Genomic DNA, 23,338 nt, shown 5'->3' with positions numbered 1-23,338 from the left:
CAATTGAGAATCGAACAAATCATACTGGCTTATAATTTGAGATATTTTGAAATTAACTAGCACCACGAGTACTCTTAATTCAAGAAATGCTGGAGAAAGGATATATTCTAGATGCGGCAGTTGAAAAAGTTGAAAAACGTTTAGTGAGTTTGAATAATTTATTTAAAAATTTATCTGAGCACTTAGAAGATAAACCATCGAATTTTGAAGAAAAATAAAAGAGGCTGGGACAGACACAAAATGACTCCATAATATCTGTAGTGAGTAAATCCATTAGAGGTATTATGGAATTTTTATTTGCAAATAAAAAAGACTGAAACAAATAATCACCTGTTTCAATCTAGACAGTTCAATAGACCGTTTCTTATTTACGAACTTCCTTGATACGTGCAGCTTTACCTTGCAAAGCACGCAGGTAGTAAAGTTTCGCACGACGGACTTTACCGTGACGAGTCACTTCAATTTTTTCAACACGTGGTGTGTGAATTGGGAAAGTACGTTCTACACCGATACCGCTTGAAATTTTACGAACAGTGTACATTTCTGAAATGCCTTGACCTTTACGTGAGATAACAACACCTTCAAAGATCTGGATACGTTCACGGTTACCTTCGACAACCTTGGCATGAACACGAACAGTATCACCAGGGCGGAATTCAGGGATGTCAGTGCGGAGTTGACTTTCAGTCAAACTTTGGATTAATGGATTCATTTATTTTCTCCTATCTTACCAATCTTAGGTGCTTGTCCCAGCGGATTAGCCGTAATTTCGTATGTCCATTAACATACCAGTCTATTCTAACAAAAATGGCTGGCAGTGTAAAGGTTAAAGATCTATCTTTTTTGTAAGGGATAAATACTATATTGATGATTTACTAAGAAGGCCGTAGCGACGACTAGCAAGAAATAAGAAGTATTGGCAAAACCAAATACTTCACCACCGATAAGGATAGGAGCTAAAAGTGTATTCGTAGCACCAGCAAACACGGCTGAGTACCCTAAAGCAGCTCCCAGCAAGACAGGTAGACCAAAAAAAGGAGCTAAAATCACTCCCAGACTGGCTCCGATTGCAAAGAGTGGAGTGACTTCACCACCCTGAAAACCTGCAGCCAGCGTGAGGACGGTTAAAACTAATTTTAAGAGCCAATCCCAACCATAGATAGGACCACCTTTCAAGCTCAGTAAAATGAGGTTAGTTCCCAGACCCACATAGCGTCCACTCTCCAATAAAAACAGCAGTAATGTTAAAAAAAGACTTAAAACGACAATACGTGTGTATGGATTTATCAGATAGTGAGAAGCCTGAGTCTTTGCCCAAGACAAAAAGGCAGCAAAGCCACTGCCGACCAAACCAAAACAGAGACCTAATATGAGTAGTTTAACAATAACCAAAGGACTCAAACTTAAGTTTATACTCAAAGGAACACTAAATTTTTCCAGACCCAGAATACGAGAAGTCTGACTAGCTACCAAGGAAGCCAGTAAGGCCGACAACAAGGCTGGTAAGGCTAATTGGCCAACCACCAAAACTTCCAAAGCAAAGAAGGTTGCTGCTAGAGGGGTTTGAAAGAGACCGGCAAAGCCAGCAGCGATACCTGTTACTAGAAAAACACGAGAATTATTTTCTATAGGTACTAGCCTGCCAAGCCAATGCGAGATAGTAGCTCCTATCTGCACAGCCACTCCTTCACGTCCAGCACTGCCGCCAAACAGATGGGTCAACCAAGTGGTCAGCATAATAAGAGGGATAAGAATTCTAGGAATCTCTTGTCGCTTACCCTGTCCTACTTCAAAAACCAGATTCATTCCCTTGCTGCTTTCACCACCAAAGCGCTGATATAGCCAGACACTTAATAAGCCAGCTAGAGCCAAAAAAGGTAGGAAGATAATCAGGTGCGCATCACGAAAGTCGCTAACCAACAAGAGAACTTTTCCAAATACCGCATCAATACAGCCAATCAATAAACCAATGACAATAGCAGCTAGCATCACAACGGAAGTATTTTTAAACGTTTTTAGCATATTCCCTCCAAAAAACAGTCCCTCTGCTGCATTCTTAAACGAAATCCTTATCTCAACTAAAGAGAACAGAGCAAGTCAGCGACTGTTGGACTTATTTCAATTTTTCCTCCTGATAGACACGTGATACCTTCATGATATCAACAAAAATTGCAACAATAAAAGGTTCAAGTTCTTTGTTAGCAACCTGATCTGCCACTCTGGCTAGGATAGCTTCTTCACGTTCCTTATCAAAAATAGCTTTGCTAGTTTCTTTTTTAACAGCTGCTACTTGGCTGACCAAGGTCATCCTTTGCTCGATGAGAGCGACGAGCTCCTTATCAATACTATTAATATTTTCACGAATATTTTCCAAATTCAAATCCCTTACCTCCTTAAATCTCTAAAATTATATCAAAAAAAGCCCAGTAAAACTAGGCTCTTTTCCGGAACAATAAATTTCTAATTAGCAGATAGGCGAGTACCGCTAGGACAATCAAAATCAATATCCGCTTAATATTACCGTTGATAATAGCATCTCCACCAAAGGCGTATAGGCAACTGGTAGGGAAAACACCGACAAGAACACAAGGTAACCATTTCTTTAAAGGAAGTTGCCACTCTGTTATCAGATAATTCACTAGGAGGGTAGGGAAAATTGGAAGCATGTAACCCAAGATGATAGCCAAATAAGGATTATCCATCTTTTTCAAGATATCCAACTTATCAGAAAAGCTCTTTTCTCTCTCTGTGATATTGATGAGTTTTAGGATTTTTAGAACCAGAAAATTTCCCAGCGTATTAGCAGTTAAATTCATAAGCAGGGCTAGACCGGGGCCAAAAACCACACCGTTGAATACCGCTAAAACAGCATTTGACAGAAAAGGAACCGCTGACCCCAGAGCCGTCAAAATGATAAGGACACAAAAATTGACCAGATTAGCAGACGACAGTTGACGACCAAGATTGGCAACCTGTTTCTCTACATTTATGAAGTCAAGGATTATTGGCCAATACCGAACCAGTAAAAAACTGAAATAGATGATTCCGACCAGAATTCCCAATAAACTGAATATTCTGCGCAGGCTTCGATCTTTCAGATCGATTTTCTTAAAATTCATATCGCTATTATAAGGTAAAACCGATTGAAAAGCAAGAAGACTAAAGCCTAACCGACTGAGCCTTCCATGCTCATATTGATCAATGTATTTAACTCAACAGCATACTCCATCGGTAGCTCCTTAGTGATAGGATCCATAAAGCCATTGATAATCATGGCTGTTGCATCTTCTTCACTGATCCCGCGGCTCATCATATAATAGAGCTGGTCCTCGGAAACCTTGGAAACCTTAGCTTCATGTTCTAAGGAAACATTGGCATTGTGGATTTCATTAAAAGGAATAGTATCCGAACTTGATAAATCATCCATCAAAATCGTGTCGCACTCAATATGCGATTTAGAACCCGAGCTATTCTTTCCGAAACGCACCTGTCCACGATAATCGGTCTTACCACCATCTTTGGCTACTGATTTTGAGATAAGTGTAGAGGAGGTGTGAGGGGCATTATGAAAGACTTTACAGCCGGCATCCAAAGCTTGACCATAATTGGCAAAAGACATTGATAAGACAGTCGTTCGTGCATGGTCTCCATTTAGAATAGAGCAAGGATATTTCATATTGACCTTGCTTCCTAGATTACCATCAACCCATTCCAAGGTTCCATTCTCCTCGACCGTTCCGCGTTCAGTCACCATATTATAAACATTGTCTGACCAATTCTGCATGGTTGTGTAGCGGAAATAACCATCTTTTTTGACAATAATTTCTACCGTAGCGGCATGCAGACTATTGGACGAATAAGTCGGAGCCGTACAACCCTCAATATACTGAATGGATCCTCCTTCTTCAACAATAACCAAGGTTCTCTCAAACTGCCCAGCATTTTCGCCATTGATTCGGAAATAAGTCTGAACAGGAATTTGACAATGTACGCCTTTGGGAACATAAATAAATGTACCGCCGGACCATACAGCTCCATTTAAGGCTGTAAATTTATGCTCTCGATTGGAAATAACCGTACCAAAATATTGTTTTACCAGATCCGGATACTCCTGAACAGCTGTATCCGTGTCTGTAAAGATGATTCCTTGCTTTTCAAACTCAGCTTTCATATTGTGGTAGACAACTTCTGATTCATATTGGGCAACAGCCCCCGATAAAAACTGCCGTTCGGCTTCTGGAATCCCTAAGCGTTCAAAAGTGTCCTTGATATCATCTGGAACATCATCCCAAGTTCTGGCGTTTTTGCCAGAATATCGTTGATAGTAGACAAGTTCATCAAAGTTAATCCCCGTCAGGTCTGGCCCCCAAGTAGGGAGAGCCATCTCCTCAAAAAGTTTAAAGCTCTCTAGGCGATAATCCAACATCCATTGAGGCTCATTTTTGATTTCGGAGATTTCTCTGACTACCTCTTCTGTCAATCCTTTGCCCGTCGAAAAAAGGGCTGCAACATCATCGTGAAAACCAAACGTATAATCTCTGCTTTTAACCATAGCAACCTCCGTCTGTATCTAGAAAGTAGTTGTTCATTTTTCAGCCCCATTATACCCTTAAACCAATCGAATTTCACAAAAAAAGATTGGAAATTTCCAATCTCTTTCTCTTATATTAGTCCAACTTAGCAGACAGTTCTTCTGCGAAAGCTTCCAATTTTTCAATATCCTCGTCTTCTGCTGCTAAATCAACCTTGACCGACTCAGCACCCTTAGTAGCTCCCGTCAGCGCAAATTGCGCATCAAATTCATCAACCGATTTACAGAAATAGTCGTAAAAAGTATCTCCCGATCCTACGACCCCATAGATTTTTCCCGAAAGATCTAAATCAGCTAGGTCTTCATAAAAATCAACAATTTCATCTGGTAAATCACCATCACCATAGGTATAGGTTGCTATAATCGCCATATCAGCATCTTCAAAATCCGCTGCATCAACCGTTGTACATTCATCAATATCTACGGTATGCCCTAAATCTTGCAATTTATCAGCGACAATATCTGCAATTTCCTCAGTATTGCCCGTCATACTAGCATACACAATTTTAGCTAAAGCCATATTTCCCTCCAAAAATCATTACTGTCAATTATAGCATAATTGTTAAATTTTTTATAGCTGATGCTCAAAGATAAGGGAGATAGGACTCTTCTAATTGAGTTAATAGCCACCTTTTTTCCTCTGTATTTGTAAAAGAAGCGGAAATAGCATTTTTATTAAAGGAGAAAAAATCAGCGATACCTGTTCCAAAGTATTGCGCAAAGAGGCTATATTCCTTAGTCAAATTCGTATTTGAAACCGTGCGATTATCCGTATTGATAGTTATATTAGCATCAGCCTCATAAAGTTGTTGATAAGGAAAATCCAATAAATTTTGAGCTGCCTTAGTCTGTAAATTACTGGTAAGGCAAAGCTCAGCAGTCGCATCTGCCTGCACAAAATCGGTTATCAATTCTGGATGATTGGTAATCGCTGTTGCATGGCCCAAACGCTTAATCCCTAGCTTGAGTGTATCAGCGATATGACTAGGGCAACCGCACTCGCCAGCATGTAGGGTGAAGGGATAGCCTGACAATTGCACTTCTCTAATCAATTTTTCAATACTAGCTGGAGGAAAGCTGTGTTCATCCCCAGCAAAATCAAAACCAACCAATCCTTGCGGTGCTAAATCGACAATTTCGGCCAAAATCTCATGTGTCAGCTGTGGGTCCGACTGGCGCATACCACAGGCCAAGGCTTTAGCAGTGATACCAAAATCAGCTGCTGCCTCTTTAAGACCTGCTAAAACCGCTCTCACTGCATCATTAGCACTCAATCCCTTATCCATTGATAATTCTGGTGCAAAACGAACCTCAAGATAGATGACATTTTCCAAAGCAGCCTGTTTGGCTACATCGTAAGCTGCCAACTGCAAAGCTTCCTTGGTCTGCAAAAGTGGACGAATAACCTCAAAAGTCGCCAGGTAGTCGACCAAACTTTCACAGGTTTCAGGAGCCGTCACTAGTTTTTGTAGCTCCGCATCTGTGTCCGGTAGGGTAATATCAGTCATTTCTGCTAAACGTCTAATAGCTGCAAATGACAGTGAACCATCTAAATGACAATGCAGCTCTGCTTTAGCTAACTGCTGTAAGGTATTTGTATCCAAAAGATTTCTCCGATTTTTAATTTTTTCTATCTTAACATACCAAAGAAAATATGAAAACTGATATCTTTGAAATCCAAGCAAAATTTTGTTAATCTTAAGCTAAAAATATCTAGGAGGACATCCGATGTCAGAATATCATTTACCTAAAGTTTGGAAAAATCCATCGGGAATGGGGGGAGCTTGGGGCAGTCTCAACCAGCCAACTGCTGGCAGTCGCTTTGAGCAGACCTTGCCTGTTGGTAAGGCACCTTTTCAGCTATATTCATTGGGAACCCCTAACGGTATCAAGGCAACTATTATGCTGGAAGAATTAAAAGAATTAGGGCTTGATGCCGATTATGATCTCTATCGTATTAAAATTTCAGAAGGAGATCAATTCGGTTCAGACTTTGTTGCAATCAATCCTAATTCTAAAATCCCTGCTATGTTTGATCAATCTGGTGACGAACGTATTCGCGTTTTTGAATCGGCTAATATCCTGCTTTACTTGGCAGATAAATACGGCAAATTCATTCCTCAAGATTTGGCTGGGCGGACAGAGGTCCTCAACTGGCTCTTCTGGCAGACAGGAGCTGCTCCGTTTTTAGGAGGCGGTTTCGGTCATTTCTTCCGCTATGCACCTGAAAAAATTGAATATGCCATCAATCGCTTTGCCATGGAAGCCAAGCGTCAGCTGGATTTATTGGATAAGGAGCTGGCAAGCAAGCCTTACATCGCTGGTAAAGAATATACTATTGCTGATATTGCCATTTGGTCTTGGTACGGTCGCTTAGCTCAGGATAAAATCTGGGATAGCGCTGGCATTTTCCTCAATGTCAAAGAATACAGGTATTTGCAAGCATGGACTGCCAGAATTGCTAAACGCCCAGCCGTTAAACGCGGACTGCAAGCAGAATATCAGGAAATTTAATAAAAAAATTAAAACGATTAATTTGAAAGGATTAGTCGTTTTAATTGTTGATTATAGAACTTTACTGCATCTATCCTGCTTTTCTAAGGAGGAGCATTTTTTATGTGCTATAATTAAGTTATAAGATTATTTTTCTGTAAAGGAGCTGCTATGTTAACATTCACTCAAATACTTGATAAGATAAAGGCTTATAGTACGATCATCATTCATCGCCATCAACGACCCGATCCAGATGCAATCGGCAGTCAAGTTGGACTAAAAGAAATTATCAAATATAACTTCCCAGAAAAGACTGTCCTAGCCAGCGGTTTTAATGAACCAACCCTGACTTGGATTGCAGAGATGGATTCAGTTAAGGACAGCGATTATAAGGGAGCCCTTGTCATCGTAACTGATACTGCGAATAGGCCGCGTATTGATGATGAGCGTTATCAAACCGGTGATTTTCTGATTAAAATTGACCATCACCCCAACGAAGATCCTTATGGCGACCTGCTACATGTTGATACGACTGCCTCAAGCGCCAGCGAAATTATCACCGATTGGGCTTTAAACACCGGACTAACCCTATCTGATGCCGCAGCTCGTGTTCTCTACAATGGGATTGTCGGCGATACTGGTCGCTTTCTCTACGCTGCGACAACAGCTAAAACCTTACGAATAGCAGCCAAACTCCGAGAACATAACTTTGATTTTGCTGGCATGTCCCGTCGGATGGATAGTTTCTCTTTTAAAATCGCTAAACTTCAAGCTTACGTCTTTAATCATCTTGAAGTAGACAACAAGGGAGCAGCACGCCTGATTTTAACGCAAGAGGTTCTGGATAAATTTCAAGTTAGCGACGCTGAAAGTTCAGCCATTGTTGGCACTCCTGGCAAAATTGATCTTGTAGAAGCTTGGGTGATTTTTGTCGAGCAACCAGACGGTCATTATCGTGTTCGTATACGCAGCAAAAACGTTGTTATTAACGAAATCGCCAAACGCCATGACGGGGGTGGCCACCCTCTAGCCAGTGGCGCTAATTCTTATAGTCTTGAAGAAAATGAGCAGATTTATCAGGAAATAAGGGAGGCGGTTGCTCATGCAACTGACTAGCCGCCAAGTTAAACTAATGGGAACAACAATTGACACTCGTATTTACCACAATAATCCTCAGCCAATTCTCGCTGAGGTTGAGACATTGTTGAGGGACTACGAACAACGCTTCTCTGCTAACAAGGAGACTTCTGAATTGATGCAAATCAATCGGGCAGCTGGTCAAGAGCCAGTCAGCGTTTCCTCCGATCTCTATGAACTCATTAAAATTGGTAAAAACCATAGCTTGGTAGCTGGCAGTCATCTCAACATTGCTATAGGTCCCTTAATCCAGACTTGGCGAATTGGCTTTAAAGATGCTAAATTACCTAGTCCTGAAGAAATCCAAGCACTACTCAACATCATCAATCCAGCCGATATTTTATTAAACGATGAGGACAAGAGTGTCTATTTAGCAAAAACTGGGATGAAAATTGACCTCGGTGCACTTGCCAAAGGTTATATTGCAGATCGCATCGTCGCCTTTCTCAAATCGGCTCAGGTGATTAGTGGGCTAATCAATTTAGGAGGCAATGTTCTCACCTTCGGCCCGGCCTTACACAATCCTGATCTTCGCTGGCGGATTGGTATTCAGGATCCACGGAAACCCAGAGGTCACAACCTCAGTATCCTCAGCATCGCCAATCAGTCGGTTGTCACTTCTGGTATCTATGAACGCATCTTTACTTATGATGGTGAGACCTATCATCACATCTTTGATAGCCACACTGGCTATCCCGTTGATTGTGAGACAGCCAGCTTAACCATCGTTTCTGATTTATCCTTAGATGGTGAGATCTGGACCACTCGTCTTTTTGGTAAAAGTCCAAATGATATCCTATCAGAAATACAAGGAGAAAAAGGGCTCGAAGCCTTGATCATCTCTAAAAACAGTCAACTAATTGCTAGCCCTAGTCTGGAAAAAATAAGATTTGTGTGAAACCGCTTACTTATTGGCGGTTTTTTTGCTACAATATGGTTAGTACCATATTTCTAGAAAGGACTATTCTTATGAAACTCATTGGAATCGTTGGAACCAATTCACAAAAATCAACCAACCGTCAGCTCTTGCAGTATATGCAGCAACATTTTGTCGATAAAGCTGAGATTGAATTGGTTGAAATAAAAGATTTACCAGTTTTCAATAAACCTGCTGATCGCAAGCTTCCAGAAGCTGTTTTGGATTTAGCTAAAAAGATTGAGGAAGCTGATGGGGTTATTATCGGTACACCAGAATACGACCACTCCATCCCTGCCGTTCTAATGAATGCTTTAGCTTGGTTATCCTATGGTATCTATCCTTTATTCAATAAGCCCATTATGATTACAGGAGCTTCGTTTGGTACCTTAGGTTCCTCACGCGCTCAACTCCAGTTGCGCCAAATCCTCAATGCTCCTGAATTAAAATCAAATGTCCTACCGGATGAATTCTTACTATCACATTCACTTCAGGCTTTTGATCAAAAGGGAGAACTCAATGACATTGAAACCAGCCAAAAACTAGATGCTATCTTTGATGACTTCCGTATCTTTGTCAAAATGGCAGAGAAAATGTCACATGCCAAGGAACTCTTAAAAAAAGAAGCCGAAAACTTTGATTGGGAAAACTTATAAGGAGGAAAGCACATCATGAAATTTGTTGGAATCGTTGGCTCAAATGCTGAAAAATCTTACAACCGTGACTTACTATATTTCATTCGCAAGCATTTCAAAACTAAATTCGAACTGGAAATTTTAGAGATTGACCAGGTTCCTATGTTTAATCAGGATGAAGATTGGAAAGAAAGCTTTCAGCTGAGACTCTTATACAATACAATTACTCGAGCAGATGGTGTTATTATTGCAACACCTGAACATAATCATACAATCACCGCGGCCTTAAAAAGTGTTTTGGAGTGGCTTTCTTACGAAGTACATCCCTTTGAAAGTAAACCTGTTATGATTGTTGGAGCCTCTTACTATGATCAAGGAACTTCCCGAGCCCAAGTCCATTTACGTAAGATCTTAGATGCACCAGGTATCAATGCCTATACCCTTCCTGGTAATGAATTTCTACTGGGTAAAGCCAAAGAAGCTTTTGATGACGATGGGAATATCATTAATGCAGCAACTGTTGACTTTTTGGAAACCTGTATTAATAATTTTGTCAAATATGTGGAGGTCGTATCAACATTGAAAAAACCAAAACCAATTGAACCAGAAGACCTACATGTCAACAACGCCATTTCTACAACTATTTCGGGCATTGATCCTGACGATCCGAACTGGGTTGAAAAGGCTGCAGACCTTGTAGGAGCTGTATCAGGTGATACTTATGTTAAACTAGACCACGGTATTTTGACAGTTAATCAAATTGATATGTTCTTGAAGGCTATGCCATTTGAGCTGACCTATGCAGATGACAATAACCAATTCCTCTACTATAACCACAATCAAGATAGCGATACCATGCTAGCGGCCCGTGTTCCTTCCCAATCGGGAAACCGAATGGATACTGTCCATAACTCACTACCACCGGCACGTATGAAAAATGTAGAATGGGTGATTGGTACTCTACGTAATGGCAATCAGGAATACGTACGAACCATGGTTCCAAATCCAGATTCTTCTGTTGTCAACACCCACAATTACCAAGCCATGTATTACCCAGATGGCTCCTACGCTGGTATCAATGAAATTGTCTTTAATTTCCGTCCATGGATAGATTGGTACTTGCAAGCGACTGGACAACATCTAGCTGGCGGTTCTGCTCCTGCTGGGATGGCTCAAGGCGGTAGCGATGCTACATCTGGGGCTTCCTCATCAGCTAGAAACGAAAACGCTCAAGCAACTGATGCTACATCTGGGGCTTCTTCTCATTAGGAATATTCAAGAAAAGGTAGAAAAGTCTTGCCAAATATTTTGAACTTTGTTAAACTAGAATAGTTATCAAACTATGGCTTAAAAAAGCTATGGCAGAAAGGAAACTTAAACTAATGAAAAAAGATATCCATCCAGAGTATCGTCAAGTCGTATTTCTTGATACAACTACTGGTTACAAGTTCCTCAGTGGTTCTACAAAATCATCTAATGAAACTGTAGAATTTGAAGGTGAAACTTATCCATTGATCCGTGTCGAAATTTCTTCGGATTCACATCCCTTCTATACAGGACGTCAAAAATTCACACAAGCAGATGGGCGTGTGGACCGTTTCAACAAAAAATACGGTCTCAAATAAAAAAATCCTCCACTGGAGGTTTTTTTATTGCCTTTAATAATACACCAACATTTTTAAAGAGATCTATGTACAAGTGTTAATTATGGGCGACCAAATCCTGCGCTATATCATGCCCTGACATCTTTTGAGGATAATAAGTTGGCCAGTTATCCATTTCCTTTAGGATAGTCTCCTGACTACTATTTCCCCAGAAAATATGGAAATGACTGGATTTAGTTTCTGAGATATTATGATCACTGAACTGAAGGTATTTGAATTCTCCAGCTTTCTTATCTTTTGCTTCAAATAGATAACGAACGCCTCGATTTCCCTTCTTGTAAGTTAGAATCTTATACCCCACATATTTATAAGTATAGCTATGCTTTTTACCATTTTGGGTAAAGGTTACTTGGTTTTTATCACCCTTGATGGAAATAGCTTCAACGTCAGTTTTGTAGCCCTTGGTATAATAGTCCTTGTACTCCTTAGCCGTCATATCTTTATTGAGCTTGGCCTTATAGTCCCAGACTTCATCAAAGGTTCCATCTTCAAGATAAGGATAAATGGATTGCCATTTTCCTGTCCAATCTGATAATTTACGGTTAGTTACATCAGCATCATCAAAATAGCCTTTTTCAACTGTTTTTTCAGTTGTTTTATCATCCACGCTCTCTTGATTTCCCTCACTATCTGTCGTCTTGCGAAGATTGCTTAAATTTTGACGCATGATAGAGAAGTAGTTCTCTCCAGCATCCATTTCTTCTTGGGTCAAACTTTCGATAGGATTCAATACAAGAGTTTTGACACCAGCTTCTTTGGCCAGAGCTTCAGAAACAGCCGAGGAAGCATTTTCTTCAAAATAAACGTATTGGATATTATAGTTTTTAACTTTCTGACTGAGTTCAGCCAAATGCTGAGCAGAAGGCTCACTCTCTGCTGAAAAACCATTGATATAAATCTGATTTAAACCATAGTCCAAAGCCATGTAACTAAAGGCAGCGTGTTGGGTCACAAAGTTAGTTTGCTTGGCCGATGACAAAGCATCGCTGTATTGCTTATCTAGTTTTTCTAATTTGCTAATGTAGAGAGCTGCATTCTTTTTAAAAATCTTAGCCTTATTAGGGTATTTTTTAGAAAGGCTATCACAGATATTCTTAACTAGACTAATAGCGCGGTGGGGAGAAAGCCACACATGAGGATCATATTCATGATGGTGCCCTTCTTCAGATTCGTCGTGGTCCTCTTCTTCACTTCCTGGCAGCAAGACCATCTGACTCGTAGCTTCGATAAAATCGGTTTTATTCTTACCGATTGATTTTTTGACCTGAGGAATCCACGTCTCCATACTATCATTATCATAAACCACTGCATCGGCCTTTTGGATATTAGCAACGTCTTTAGTGGAGGGTTCAAAATCGTGGGGTTCAGTCCCTGCCTTAATTAGAAGACTGACGTCTCCTTCACCTCCTACAATTTCCTTAGTAAATTCATACATAGGGTAGAAGGTCGCAACAACTTTAATATCACCCGAGGACTGCTTCTTGCTTTCACTAAACCAAATACCCCCAATGATGCCGCCTACCATAAGAAGTAAGGCAGCAAAGATTATCAGTCTTTTTCGTTTCATAAAACAACCTTTCTTAACCAGTTAATAAAATAGTTTACTGGTTAAGTATATCATATCTAAAAATTATTGCAAGCCTTTATCCAAAAATTTACTCATATATGAAAACAGCCCCTAATATCGGGGCTGTAACTACTATTTATCAGATATTCTGCAGTCTAAAAGAAGCTAGAGGTCATCGGCAATTTTATTAATTTTCCGCAAACGGTGGTTGACACCACTCTTGGTCAGAGGAGTTTCCAAATGATCAGCAATCTGCTGGATAGAATAATCAGGATGCTCTACACGAATCTGTGCGACCTGACGCAGTTCTACTGGTAGAATATCCAGCCCTTTTGTTTCCATAATTTTGATGATATTATTGATAGTTTTCATGCTAGCAGTGACCGTCCGCGCAATATTAGCCGTTTCAGCATTATTAGCCCGATTCAAATCATTTCTAGTCTCTCGCATCACTTTTATTTCTTCAAAAGTATTTTTAGCCTTCACAGCTCCAATAACAAGTAGAAAGTCCATGATATCTTCAGCCTTCTGCAGGTAGGTTACTGCTCCTTTTTTATGCTCAATAACCTTGGCATCTAACATAAATTTATCCATAAGCTGAGCTAAATCCTCAGCATGATCTTGGTAGATGGAAAAGATTTCCAGCTGGTATTTACCTGACTCAGGATCACGAATAGAGCCATTGGCTAAGAATGCCCCTCTCAGATAGGTCCTGCCGGCCTCATCATCGTACAGCACCCATTGATCAATCCCCGTCTCAATACCAAAAAAAGAATCAGCTAACTGTAAATCAGACAGAATACTGTCAACTTTCTCCTCGACAAAAACAGTGTAAATTCGATTCTTCTTGAGGTTGGTTTTCTGATGATACCTAATATCGGGAGCAAGATCATAGAGGTCTTCTAACAGAGAGTATATATGACGAGCAACTTTAGCATTCTCTGTCATAATGGATAGAGTCAAGCCTTTATTCGTCAAACCTAAGCTTCCGGACATCTTGATGATTGCAGAAAGCTGACTGCGGTCAGCATCAGCTAATGATAGAATTTCTTCTTTGACTTGAGTCGTAAAACTCATTGCTGTCTCCTTTTTGTCAAACGCATCAGCTCTTCCACAACTCTTTCGCCATGGTGAAAAGCACCACCGTTTTCTAAACGTAGGAAATTCGAAGAGATGACCTGCTTCACCAAGTTTTGTAAGCCTTTAAAATCATGGTCTACCTGAACAAGATACTCATCAAACTTGTTGGAATCCATATAGTCTTTGGGAACTGGCTCAATATTGACTAAAACCGTATCAATAACATCTGCGCCCAAATGACGATTAAGAACCGCTACATGATCCGCATCGGAAAACTGCTCGGTCTCACCGTATTGCGTCATGATATTGCATACATAGGCTACCTCTGCCTTGGTATCCAAAAGCGCCTGTTTAATTTCAGGAATAACGAGATTAGGTAAGATAGAGGTGAAAAGAGAGCCTGGTCCTAAGACAATCATATCGCTTTCTAAAATTTCTTCTACTACCTTACGGCTGGCCTTGGGCTGCTTGTCATTATAGGTATTGGTCACAAATACATGATCAATCATTCCCTCATAATTGGCTATACTGGACTCACCTACTACCTCATGATTATCTTGAAAGACAGCATGTAGAGTCAGGGCATCTTCACTGGCAGGATAAATCTTACCTGTTGTATGGAAGAATTTACTGAGAATCTGCATGGCATTATAAGTTGATCCCTGCATTTCGGAAATACCCGCTATGATAAGATTTCCCAACGGGTGGCCAGACAGAGCACCGTCATCATCATTAAAACGATACTGAAAAATTCGCTCATAAAATTTTGGCATATCACTCATAGCTACTAAGACATTGCGTAAATCACCGGGAGGGGTCAACTGTAAGGCTGAACGCAACTCTCCCGATGATCCACCGTCGTCAGCAACCGTAACAATCGCTGTAATATTAACATTCTCATGTCGGAGGCTCTTTAATAAAACTGGAATCCCAGTACCACCTCCAATAACAGTAATTTTGGGTTTTCTCATGAACGATTCACCGTTTCCTTGCGACGATTTTTATCGCGGTGGCTTTCATTAACAAGCCAATCTTCTTTTAAATCATCAGCCAGACGATGGGCAAAGGCAACACTGCGGTGCTGGCCACCTGTACAACCAAGAGCAATAGTCAAGACTGCCTTGCCTTCTTTTTGATAACCTGGCAGAATTGGTTTAATCAGACTCAGCAAATGACTGTAAAATTCTTCTGATTCCTCCTGCTTCATCACATAATCAGCCACCTCTTGATCCAGGCCAGTTTGATTGCGCAACTGCGGAATATAGTAAGGATTTGGTAAAAAGCGTAAATCAAATACAAGATCCGCATCCAAGGGAAGGCCATATTTAAAGCCAAAACTCATCACCTCGATATGAAAGGTAGCTGTGTCATCATCAGATGAAAACTGTTCCGAAATTGTTTTTCTCAGCTGACGTGGTGTCAGTTCAGTGGTGTCCACAACATTTTGACTGACACTTTTAAGAGGAGATAGCAGTTCGCGCTCTAACTTAATCCCTTCCATGATACGTCCAGTAACAGCAAGGGGATGGCTGCGACGTGTTTCCTTATAGCGAGCCACCAATTCACCATCGGTAGCATCTAAGAATAAAATCTTAACATTAATAGCTGAATTGCTTTCCAGTTTATCCAATATGGAATTGATTTCCTTAAAAAACAGACGACTGCGCATGTCTACAACTAGAGCAACTTTGTCATTTTCGGCATTTTGACTCAATAATTCCATAAATTTTGGTACCAGAGCCGGGGGCATATTATCAACGGTGAAGTAGCCCATATCTTCAAAAGATTGGATAGCAACTGTCTTACCAGCACCACTCATACCCGTTACAATGACTAAATTAACAGGGTTTGTCATATATTTTCTCTCCCTTCTAATTCTGCAATAAGTTTATGATTCGTTTTCTGTAAATGATCCAATTGCTGGGTTATTGAAGCCAGCATTTCCGTTTGCAATCTCTGAACCTCCATTAAGTCCGATTGATCTTGCTGAACCAAATGGTCCAACTTAGTGTGTAGGAGACGAACGCCCTCTTCTGATTTTTTATTAACATTAAAATCATTTTTAGCCTGTAGGCGATCGTAATCCGAAGCACGGTTCTGGCTCATCATAATCAAGGGCGCCTGAATAGCAGCTACAGTTGATAAAGTCAAATTCAAGAGGATAAAAGGATAGGCATCAAAACGAATTCCAAAGGGTTGGATGACATTAAGAGCCATCCAAACAGCCATAAATAGGATAAAACTGATAATGAAGGTCCATGAACCGCCGAAACGTGCAACGTCATCGGCTATCTTCTGACCAAATGTTATTTTACGGTCCCAAGCTTCTTGAACATCCAATGTTTCATATTGCTTATTTTTAGTTACGTCATAAACGGTCTCCCTAATATAATCATTTTTAGTTTGAGCACGTTCAATCGTTAGATCGAGAAATTCTAAACGATAGGCTAACAAGTTTTGATTGCTAATGAAGTCATCATCTTTCAGATTGGGATAATCCCGTTTGATTAATTGTCTCAGTCTACTGCCAATTTCCGATAAAAAGACCCCATCAGTTAAATGGCAGGGTTGCTGAGTCAGAGCATCAAAAACGAGTTTGTCTTCAAGCATACACATACCTTCTTTCTATCCCTTATTATAGCACAAATGCTAGCCAGGCAACTAATTATCATTTAAAGAGCCCTTGAGACAAATAAAAAGAGCCTAGTCAGACTTGTCTCTTAATCTTAGAGACAGTGGCAGGCTACAACCTCTTATGCTATCTATTCTTTACTTAAGATAGGCAATAACTTCTATTTCAATTTTAACATCCTTAGGTAAGCGAGCAACTTCTACAGCAGAACGAGCTGGAAATTCTGCCTTAAAGGCCGCAGCATAGACTTCGTTGAAAGGAACGAAGTCATTTATATCACTCAAAAAGCAAGTTGTTTTGACCACATGATCAAAATCCGTATCTGCTTCTGCTAAAATAGCTGTAATATTTTTGAGGACCTGCTCAGTCTGTTCTTGAATAGTTGTTCCAATGACCTCTCCTGTCTCAGGGGACAAAGGAACCTGACCAGATGCAAATAGAAAATCGCCAACTTGTTTAGCTTGGACATAAGGTCCTATAGCAGCAGGTGCTTTGTCAGTGTGAATTGTTTTTACCATAAAAATCCCCTCCGTGATTAAGATAACTTCATTATAACAAAATATTGAGAAAACTAAAACAGACTCCACCTAACTATCCGACCGATTTCAGCATAATAAATTCGGATAATAAACAAGGAAAATGCAACTAAAAAGACACTCGATTGAGTATCTTTTAGCAATGTTTTACTTCTAATTCCCAAGTTAGGATCATAAAATAATCAAAAATACGCCACCGCCTCTTAATCTTATAATCCATTCTTTACCAGACTTGGCTTTGATGAGGTCTGATTCTTTTTTCGCTTAAAATCCAACTTCAACATTCACCTGACTGCAAAAATAACAAATTCCTTACTTTCTTTAGGAAATAAGATTCCAACTTTTTCACCATTGATATATAGACTTCATTGGCAATTGCATAGATTCCAGTTTTAGGTGTTAAACGCACACTTCCATCAATTCTCCTCTATGGTTTAATACGATGTAACATCCGTGGGAATGGAATGGCTTCACGAATGTGTTTGGTCCCTGCTACAAAGGTTACCATTCGTTCTAGTCCAAGACCAAAACCACAGTGCGGTACACTGCCGTATTTACGAAGATCGAGATAGAACTCATAATCAGCTGGATTTAGGCCATTTTCTTTAATTTTATCAAGGAGCTTATCATAGTCTGTTTCACGTTCTGAACCACCGATAATTTCACCATAACCTTCTGGTGCCAACAAATCAGCACAGAGGACACGGTCCGGATTGCCCGGTACAGGTTTCATGTAAAAGGCCTTAAAGGCGGCTGGGTAGTTAACCACGAAAGTTGGCACGCCAAAATAGTTGGAAATCCAAGTCTCATGTGGCGAACCAAAATCATCACCATGATCAATATGTTCATAATCTGTATCGTCATCTACTTCATGCTCCTGCAAAAGTGTGATAGCATCATCATAAGAAACACGTTTGAAAGGTTGGTCAATATAACGCTTGAGAGCATCGATATCACGCTCCAAAATCTCAAGCGCCTGCGGTGCACGCTCAAGCACCCCCTGAATCAAGGCCTTTACATAGGCTTCTTGTAAATCAAGAGATTGGGCATGTGATAGGAAAGCATACTCGGCATCCATCATCCAAAACTCTGTCAAATGACGACGTGTTTTAGACTTCTCCGAACGAAAAACTGGTCCAAAGTCAAAGACGCGACCCAGTGCCATAGCACCTGCTTCAAGATAGAGCTGGCCAGATTGACTCAAGAAAGCAGGATTGCCAAAGTAATCTGTTTCAAAGAGCTCTGTCGTATTTTCAGCAGCGTTTCCTGACAGAATCGGACTATCAAATTTGATAAAACCATTTTGATCAAAAAACTCATAAGTTGCATAGATGATGGCATTACGGACTTGCATGACCGCCATTTGTTTACGTGAACGCAACCAGAGATGGCGATTGTCCATCAAGAAATCAGTTCCATGCTCTTTGGGCGTAATCGGATAATCTTGAGATTGGCCTATGATTTCAAGATCGGTCACATCTAATTCATAACCAAATTTTGAACGCTCATCTTCTTTAACAATCCCTGTTACATAAACAGATGTCTCTTGATTGAGGTGCTTGATGGTATCAAATTTAGCCAAACCTTCTTCTTCGCCGTATTTCTCAATCAAATTTGGCTTAAAGGCCACCGCTTGGAAAAAGGCAGTTCCATCACGTAATTGGAGGAAGGCCAACTTTCCTTTACCTGATTTATTAGCGACCCAGGCCCCGATAGTTACTTCTTGGCCTACGTGGTTTTTAACATCAATAATTGAGATGTAATCTTTTGACATAAAATCTCTTTTCTATTTTTTCTTATTTTTAATCTAGCATAAAGGCTTGGAGACGATCCACAGCTTCCTTGAGTGTATCCATATCTGTTGCATAGCTTAGGCGAACATTCTCGGGAGCACCAAAACCAGCACCAGTTACCAGAGCAATACCTGTCTCATTCAAAATCGCTGTTGTAAATTCGGTAACGTCAGTATAACCCTTCATCTCCATCGCTTTTTTGACATTAGGAAAAAGATAGAAAGCCCCCTGAGGTTTAATGACTTCAAAGCCCGGAATAGCATTCAAGAGTGGATAAATAGTATTCAAACGCTCTTCAAAGGCCTGACGCATGGTTTCAACAGCTGATTGATCACCCGTGAAGGCCTCAATAGCAGCATATTGAGATACGGTCGTCAGATTAGAAGTCGTCTGGCCAATAATCTTAGACATGGCAGCAATAATCTCTGGATTCCCCACAGCAAAGCCCACGCGCCAACCAGTCATGGCATAAGACTTAGCCACACCATTAATAACAATGGTCTGTTTGCGAATAGCTTCTGACAGGGTTGAAATCGGTGTGAAAGCTGCCCCGTTGTAAACCAAGCGTCCATAGATATCATCAGCCAAAATCAGAATATCATTAGCCACTGCCCAGTCACCAAGCGCTTGCAGCTCTGCTGCTGTATAAATCATACCGGTTGGATTGGATGGTGTGTTAAGCAAAAGCACCTTTGTTTTTTCTGTCCGAACAGTTTCTAACTGTTGGGCTGTCACCTTAAAATCATTTTCTTCACGCGCTTGGACAAAGACCGGTTGCCCCTGAGCCATTTTGACTTGGTCAGCATAAGATACCCAATAAGGCGTTGGGATAATAACCTCATCATCAGGATTGAGAACAGCCATAAAGAAGGCATAAAGAACATATTTACCCCCCGTTGCTGCTACAATCTGATTGCGATCGACAGAATAACCATAGAACTTTTCCATGTAACTATTGATGGCATCTTTCAACTCCGGCAAGCCGGAAGCAACTGTATAGAAAGAGGCCTTACCGCTTTGAATGGCTTTGATAGCTGCATCTTGGATATTCTTAGGCGTAACAAAGTCAGGCTCACCCAAAGTCAAACTCAGAATATCTCGTCCTTGTGCCTTTAGCTCTTTAGCCCTCGCTCCCGCTGCTAAAGTGACACTTTCTTCCATTGTCAATACGCGATTTGATAAGTAAGTCATAGTCCCTCCTTCTTAATGAACTGACCCGTTTCAAAATCAATCAGATAGTAAGCACTATCCGCATGTACTTCCCATATAGCACTGCCATTGACTATACCAAAGGTGATCTGCTCAACCTTATGAGCTCCTTCTTTTTTAGCAACTGCCTCAGCTTGCCTAGCACTAATGCCTTGGTCATCCTTATAGATGTAAACTTGTCCCTGATGCTTTTTACTGATGGCAACCATAAGCTGCTCACCCGCATCATTTTTACCAAAGACAGTGTAGAAGACTTCTTTGCCATTGTACTGTTGAAAATCAGTAACCGAAGCAAAATCCACATACTCCTTAGCTGTCTTAATCGCTTGCTTCTCAGCTTCTTGATGCGGTCTAACAGCTGCCACAAAGAAGGCATAAATACCGGCTGACAGAGCAATGAGAACCAAAAAAACTCCTATAAAATATAGCCAAAAAGGCTTGTTTTTGGTTTTTTTCATGCAACCAACCTTTTCTTACATTGATGTTTCTTATTATATCAAATATTTTTGAAAAATTGCGCCATTTCGGATAATATTCTATCAAAATTTTGGACCTTCAAAGGAAATTCTTGATTGAGTGATTGATAGATTAACGGACCATAGGACTTGCTCAGAATACGATTATCTAAAATGACCACAGCTGAGCGTTGGTACTCCTTACGTTTACTGCGTCCAATTGCTTGTTTCAACCGCAAAACAGTAACAGGTAAGCTGTAATCGTAAAAAGGTTTTTTACCGGCCAAGCTTAGCTGACGTTTAAGCTTTTTAGTGAAGTGTTCTTGAGGATTATCAAAGGGGAGACGGGTAATAACCTCAATCAGTCTATCCTGATTGGCAAAATCAACACCTTCCCAAAAGGCTCCTGTCCCCAGTAGAATTGAACTTTCTCCCTTATCAAAACGATTCTTAATATTAGCTGCATGACCATTTTTATGCTGACAGAGATGATTAATATGAGCTTCATCCAACAACTCTGACACCGAAAACATAATCTCTTTGGCCGTAAATAGAACCAATATAGGCTGTCTTAATTGCCTAAGTTTCTTAACTTTATCGCTTAAAATGCTGGCATAGTCTTGAGATGATAGACTAGGGATGTTGGGCATAGAGGAATCTAGCCAAATTGTCTGACCCTGAGTAGCTTCCTGTGGTAGACGAATGAAATCATAATCCTCAAATCCTAGTAAGTTTGGCAAGGAAACTCGATCACTAATATCCAAGGTGGCAGAGACAAAATAAGACTTGGCTGTCTCAGGTAGGAAGTTACTGAGTGTCATAAGATCTGAACGGGCACTGTTTAAATCGGTAAGACGGTGTTCCTGAGACCATTCTTGACTCAGCCAAAAGTCTGAAAAAACAGGGGCAAGGGCTTCTTTGAGCTCTAAAAAATCTGAAGAATTGACTTCTAGCAAATCCTGCCGAATTTTTTCAACCTGATGTTTAGGAATGATCTTCTGATTATTTTGGTAAAATTGAACAATTAGATTAGAAAGTTCAAATTGTAGACTTTCCAAAATACGTTTTTGCAGATGATTAGCAGGTTTTTCTAAAAGTTCGTGCAGGCTTTTCATGATAGGATTGAGTTTGACTTGTCTACGAGAAAACTGCTCCAAATTTAAAAAAAGCTTCTGCGCCTCGTCAACAACTAAAATATGTCCCTTGATGAAATCTTTGTCATCTTCTATTCTCGTAAGAAAATAAGCATGGTTAGTGACTAAGACACGACAGGACTTGGAGCGCTCATAGCTGAGATTCCAAAAATCAATATCCCAGAAAGCCGACTTATTACTGAGATTACCATCATGTCTAATTTCATCAAAATAGGCCTCGAAACGCTGCTTTTGTCTAATTTCGTCTAAACTCCCTGTCCTTGTTTGAGTCAACCAAACAAGAAGTTTCATTTTATAACGATTAACCAAACGATTCTTGTCTTCCCTCTCCAAACTTGCAGCGAAATTGTCTAACTTGATATAGTTTTGAGGACTTTTAAGACTGTGACAATTGATATGAAAAACTTCTGCCAAGCGTCTGCCTTCTTGATTCATAATTTGATCTTGCAAGGCCTTTGTCGGTACTGTCACGATGATTTTTTGGTCCTGTACCTTACTCAAGAGAGGCAAAAGATAGCCATAGGTTTTACCAATACCAGCTTGCCCCTGAATGAACACAGGCCTTGGATCATCATAGCACTCAGCAATTTTTCCAGCAAAGGCTAGCTGGGCAGGGCGCTCATCTAAATCTAGCAAGGCTAAATTTCTTGTAAAATCGGCCGCCAGATGACGCTCTGATAACAGAGGTTCTGGTTTTTTAACGACTAGATTATGCACCTCTACAAAGCCTTTGGGAAGTTCAGGAGACATTTGAGAAAAAACCTCATCAATAACCAAGCGAGATTCAAACAAGAGGTTATCGGCATAGGCCAGAATATTTTCTACTGTCAGTTTAGGGAGATTGGCAATCTTTTCTCGTAATTTAAGCAGCAACTCAGCCGTAGCATAAGCATCAGCAATCGCTGTATGAGCATGCTCTAAGTTCAACTTCAAATTCAACGATAAATCGGACAGACGATAGCGTTCCATGGTAGGATAAAAAACTTGAGATAATTCCACTGTATCAACACGCGGTGTCCGCAGTTCATAACCATTAAAAAAAAGATGCTCGGCAAGAAGATTGGCGTCAAACTTAACATTATGAGCAACAAAAATACAGTCCTTAATCAGTTCAAAGATAGGACTTGCAACTTCAGAAAAATCAGGAGCTTTCGACAACTGTTCATCTGTAATTCCTGTTAAATCAGTAATATGCTTCGTTAAAGATTCATGCGGATTGACATCCGTCTCATAGGTTTGAACAATTTTTCCTTGTTCAATAATGACAATGCCCACCTGAATAATTTGGGCAGTCGCCGAGGCACTAGTTGCTTCTAAATCAACGACTGCATATTTTTTTTCAACTTTCTTATCTGTCATAGTATTTCTATTATAGCATGAATAAAGAAAAAGAGTGGAGGAGCTCTCAGTCATAACCACCCGTGAAAACGGGTGGCTTGTACACCGGCTATAAGCCGTTTCTCTCCAGCGACGTCT

22 protein-coding genes and 2 pseudogenes are annotated in these 23,338 nt (G+C 40.3%); 7 read left to right on the top strand and 17 right to left on the bottom strand.

What is annotated here, in order from left to right:
• Positions 1–65 precede the first annotated feature (65 nt).
• Positions 66–218, top strand: a pseudogene (locus ACFOSE_RS08650) (MerR family transcriptional regulator); the annotation flags it as partial.
• A gap of 146 nt (positions 219–364) precedes the next feature.
• Here the strand turns inward: ACFOSE_RS08650 and rplS are convergent.
• From rplS to add, 7 genes are all read right to left on the bottom strand, one after another.
• A complete protein-coding gene (gene rplS / locus ACFOSE_RS08645) occupies positions 365–712 on the bottom strand; it encodes a 50S ribosomal protein L19 (RefSeq protein ID WP_380432491.1) in 348 nt (115 codons plus the stop codon).
• Between the two features lie 122 nt (positions 713–834).
• Complete coding sequence (locus tag ACFOSE_RS08640) at positions 835–2,022, bottom strand: chloride channel protein (protein WP_380432490.1); 1,188 nt, start codon at positions 2,020–2,022, stop codon at positions 835–837.
• Positions 2,023–2,113: 91 nt separating this feature from the next.
• Positions 2,114–2,380, bottom strand: coding sequence for a chorismate mutase (locus ACFOSE_RS08635; protein ID WP_380432488.1), 267 nt, complete (start codon positions 2,378–2,380; stop codon positions 2,114–2,116).
• A gap of 52 nt (positions 2,381–2,432) precedes the next feature.
• Positions 2,433–3,119, bottom strand: coding sequence for a VTT domain-containing protein (locus ACFOSE_RS08630; RefSeq protein ID WP_380432487.1), 687 nt, complete (start codon positions 3,117–3,119; stop codon positions 2,433–2,435).
• 47 nt (positions 3,120–3,166) lie between these two features.
• Positions 3,167–4,552 carry a Fe-S cluster assembly protein SufB gene (sufB, locus tag ACFOSE_RS08625; protein WP_380432485.1) on the bottom strand — a complete coding sequence of 462 codons (1,386 nt, stop codon included), beginning with the start codon at positions 4,550–4,552 and terminating at the stop codon, positions 3,167–3,169.
• A 115-nt stretch (positions 4,553–4,667) separates the two neighbouring features.
• Complete coding sequence (locus ACFOSE_RS08620; RefSeq protein WP_380432483.1) at positions 4,668–5,111, bottom strand: flavodoxin; 444 nt, start codon at positions 5,109–5,111, stop codon at positions 4,668–4,670.
• A gap of 64 nt (positions 5,112–5,175) precedes the next feature.
• Entirely contained in the window at positions 5,176–6,195 is a 1,020-nt protein-coding gene (gene add / locus ACFOSE_RS08615; protein ID WP_380432481.1) for an adenosine deaminase, read from the bottom strand.
• A gap of 124 nt (positions 6,196–6,319) precedes the next feature.
• Here add and yghU point away from each other — a divergent pair, with 124 nt between their 5' ends.
• The 6 genes and pseudogenes from yghU to ACFOSE_RS08585 all read left to right on the top strand — a co-directional run bounded on the left by yghU (position 6,320) and on the right by ACFOSE_RS08585 (position 11,397).
• Entirely contained in the window at positions 6,320–7,105 is a 786-nt protein-coding gene (yghU, locus tag ACFOSE_RS08610; RefSeq protein ID WP_380432479.1) for a glutathione-dependent disulfide-bond oxidoreductase, read from the top strand.
• Between the two features lie 150 nt (positions 7,106–7,255).
• A complete protein-coding gene (locus tag ACFOSE_RS08605; RefSeq protein WP_380432478.1) occupies positions 7,256–8,200 on the top strand; it encodes a DHH family phosphoesterase in 945 nt (314 codons plus the stop codon).
• Positions 8,187–9,119, top strand: coding sequence for an FAD:protein FMN transferase (locus ACFOSE_RS08600; RefSeq protein WP_380432476.1), 933 nt, complete (start codon positions 8,187–8,189; stop codon positions 9,117–9,119). Before ACFOSE_RS08605 ends, ACFOSE_RS08600 begins: the two co-directional genes overlap by 14 nt.
• Before the next feature lie 65 nt (positions 9,120–9,184).
• Positions 9,185–9,793 (top strand): annotated as a pseudogene (locus ACFOSE_RS08595) (NADPH-dependent FMN reductase); the annotation flags it as partial.
• Positions 9,794–9,808: 15 nt separating this feature from the next.
• Positions 9,809–11,041 (top strand): NAD(P)H-dependent oxidoreductase, encoded by a 1,233-nt coding sequence (locus tag ACFOSE_RS08590; protein WP_380432472.1) that lies wholly within the window; start codon positions 9,809–9,811, stop codon positions 11,039–11,041.
• 113 nt (positions 11,042–11,154) lie between these two features.
• The gene (locus ACFOSE_RS08585) at positions 11,155–11,397 is read left to right on the top strand and encodes a type B 50S ribosomal protein L31 (RefSeq protein WP_380432470.1); all 243 of its coding nucleotides are present in this window, start codon (positions 11,155–11,157) and stop codon (positions 11,395–11,397) included.
• Between the two features lie 76 nt (positions 11,398–11,473).
• On the opposite strand, the gene ACFOSE_RS08580 is transcribed toward ACFOSE_RS08585, so the two are convergent.
• The 10 genes from ACFOSE_RS08580 to ACFOSE_RS08535 form a co-directional block, all read right to left on the bottom strand.
• Positions 11,474–13,003, bottom strand: a complete 1,530-nt coding sequence (locus ACFOSE_RS08580; protein WP_380432468.1) for a metal ABC transporter solute-binding protein, Zn/Mn family — start codon at positions 13,001–13,003, stop codon at positions 11,474–11,476.
• 165 nt (positions 13,004–13,168) lie between these two features.
• Positions 13,169–14,080: a DNA-binding protein WhiA gene (gene whiA / locus ACFOSE_RS08575; RefSeq protein ID WP_380432466.1), complete on the bottom strand. Its 912-nt coding sequence runs from the start codon at positions 14,078–14,080 to the stop codon at positions 13,169–13,171.
• Complete coding sequence (locus tag ACFOSE_RS08570; RefSeq protein ID WP_380432465.1) at positions 14,077–15,054, bottom strand: YvcK family protein; 978 nt, start codon at positions 15,052–15,054, stop codon at positions 14,077–14,079. The genes whiA and ACFOSE_RS08570 overlap by 4 nt, the downstream gene beginning before the upstream one ends.
• Entirely contained in the window at positions 15,051–15,938 is an 888-nt protein-coding gene (gene rapZ, locus ACFOSE_RS08565; RefSeq protein ID WP_380432463.1) for an RNase adapter RapZ, read from the bottom strand. The genes ACFOSE_RS08570 and rapZ overlap by 4 nt, the downstream gene beginning before the upstream one ends.
• Positions 15,935–16,693 carry a DUF1003 domain-containing protein gene (locus tag ACFOSE_RS08560; RefSeq protein WP_380432462.1) on the bottom strand — a complete coding sequence of 253 codons (759 nt, stop codon included), beginning with the start codon at positions 16,691–16,693 and terminating at the stop codon, positions 15,935–15,937. The genes rapZ and ACFOSE_RS08560 overlap by 4 nt, the downstream gene beginning before the upstream one ends.
• Before the next feature lie 159 nt (positions 16,694–16,852).
• On the bottom strand, positions 16,853–17,233 hold the full coding sequence (locus tag ACFOSE_RS08555; protein ID WP_380432460.1) for a RidA family protein: 381 nt from the start codon (positions 17,231–17,233) through the stop codon (positions 16,853–16,855).
• Positions 17,234–17,678: 445 nt separating this feature from the next.
• Positions 17,679–19,025, bottom strand: a complete 1,347-nt coding sequence (gene asnS / locus ACFOSE_RS08550) for an asparagine--tRNA ligase (protein ID WP_380432458.1) — start codon at positions 19,023–19,025, stop codon at positions 17,679–17,681.
• 28 nt (positions 19,026–19,053) lie between these two features.
• Positions 19,054–20,235 carry a pyridoxal phosphate-dependent aminotransferase gene (locus tag ACFOSE_RS08545; protein ID WP_380432457.1) on the bottom strand — a complete coding sequence of 394 codons (1,182 nt, stop codon included), beginning with the start codon at positions 20,233–20,235 and terminating at the stop codon, positions 19,054–19,056.
• The gene (locus tag ACFOSE_RS08540) at positions 20,232–20,660 is read right to left on the bottom strand and encodes a cell wall elongation regulator TseB-like domain-containing protein (protein ID WP_380432455.1); all 429 of its coding nucleotides are present in this window, start codon (positions 20,658–20,660) and stop codon (positions 20,232–20,234) included. The genes ACFOSE_RS08545 and ACFOSE_RS08540 overlap by 4 nt, the downstream gene beginning before the upstream one ends.
• Before the next feature lie 89 nt (positions 20,661–20,749).
• Positions 20,750–23,221 (bottom strand): bifunctional DnaQ family exonuclease/ATP-dependent helicase, encoded by a 2,472-nt coding sequence (locus tag ACFOSE_RS08535; protein ID WP_380432453.1) that lies wholly within the window; start codon positions 23,219–23,221, stop codon positions 20,750–20,752.
• Positions 23,222–23,338 lie beyond the last annotated feature (117 nt).

This window comes from Streptococcus dentapri, assembly GCF_042649885.1.
Taxonomy (GTDB): domain Bacteria; phylum Bacillota; class Bacilli; order Lactobacillales; family Streptococcaceae; genus Streptococcus; species Streptococcus dentapri.
This window is presented reverse-complemented; position numbering and strand designations above follow the sequence as displayed.

Excerpts from the sequence above, each read along its gene's own strand:
- rplS (WP_380432491.1), bottom strand. The coding sequence starts at position 712 with ATGAATCCATTAATCCAAAGTTTGACTGAAAGTCAACTCCGCACTGAC.
- ACFOSE_RS08640 (WP_380432490.1), bottom strand. The coding sequence starts at position 2,022 with ATGCTAAAAACGTTTAAAAATACTTCCGTTGTGATGCTAGCTGCTATT.
- ACFOSE_RS08630 (WP_380432487.1), bottom strand. The coding sequence starts at position 3,119 with ATGAATTTTAAGAAAATCGATCTGAAAGATCGAAGCCTGCGCAGAATA.
- sufB (WP_380432485.1), bottom strand. The coding sequence starts at position 4,552 with ATGGTTAAAAGCAGAGATTATACGTTTGGTTTTCACGATGATGTTGCA.
- ACFOSE_RS08620 (WP_380432483.1), bottom strand. The coding sequence starts at position 5,111 with ATGGCTTTAGCTAAAATTGTGTATGCTAGTATGACGGGCAATACTGAG.
- yghU (WP_380432479.1), top strand. The coding sequence starts at position 6,320 with ATGTCAGAATATCATTTACCTAAAGTTTGGAAAAATCCATCGGGAATG.
- ACFOSE_RS08605 (WP_380432478.1), top strand. The coding sequence starts at position 7,256 with ATGTTAACATTCACTCAAATACTTGATAAGATAAAGGCTTATAGTACG.
- ACFOSE_RS08600 (WP_380432476.1), top strand. The coding sequence starts at position 8,187 with ATGCAACTGACTAGCCGCCAAGTTAAACTAATGGGAACAACAATTGAC.
- ACFOSE_RS08590 (WP_380432472.1), top strand. The coding sequence starts at position 9,809 with ATGAAATTTGTTGGAATCGTTGGCTCAAATGCTGAAAAATCTTACAAC.
- ACFOSE_RS08585 (WP_380432470.1), top strand. The coding sequence starts at position 11,155 with ATGAAAAAAGATATCCATCCAGAGTATCGTCAAGTCGTATTTCTTGAT.
- ACFOSE_RS08580 (WP_380432468.1), bottom strand. The coding sequence starts at position 13,003 with ATGAAACGAAAAAGACTGATAATCTTTGCTGCCTTACTTCTTATGGTA.
- whiA (WP_380432466.1), bottom strand. The coding sequence starts at position 14,080 with ATGAGTTTTACGACTCAAGTCAAAGAAGAAATTCTATCATTAGCTGAT.
- ACFOSE_RS08570 (WP_380432465.1), bottom strand. The coding sequence starts at position 15,054 with ATGAGAAAACCCAAAATTACTGTTATTGGAGGTGGTACTGGGATTCCA.
- rapZ (WP_380432463.1), bottom strand. The coding sequence starts at position 15,938 with ATGACAAACCCTGTTAATTTAGTCATTGTAACGGGTATGAGTGGTGCT.
- ACFOSE_RS08560 (WP_380432462.1), bottom strand. The coding sequence starts at position 16,693 with ATGCTTGAAGACAAACTCGTTTTTGATGCTCTGACTCAGCAACCCTGC.
- ACFOSE_RS08555 (WP_380432460.1), bottom strand. The coding sequence starts at position 17,233 with ATGGTAAAAACAATTCACACTGACAAAGCACCTGCTGCTATAGGACCT.
- asnS (WP_380432458.1), bottom strand. The coding sequence starts at position 19,025 with ATGTCAAAAGATTACATCTCAATTATTGATGTTAAAAACCACGTAGGC.
- ACFOSE_RS08545 (WP_380432457.1), bottom strand. The coding sequence starts at position 20,235 with ATGACTTACTTATCAAATCGCGTATTGACAATGGAAGAAAGTGTCACT.
- ACFOSE_RS08535 (WP_380432453.1), bottom strand. The coding sequence starts at position 23,221 with ATGACAGATAAGAAAGTTGAAAAAAAATATGCAGTCGTTGATTTAGAA.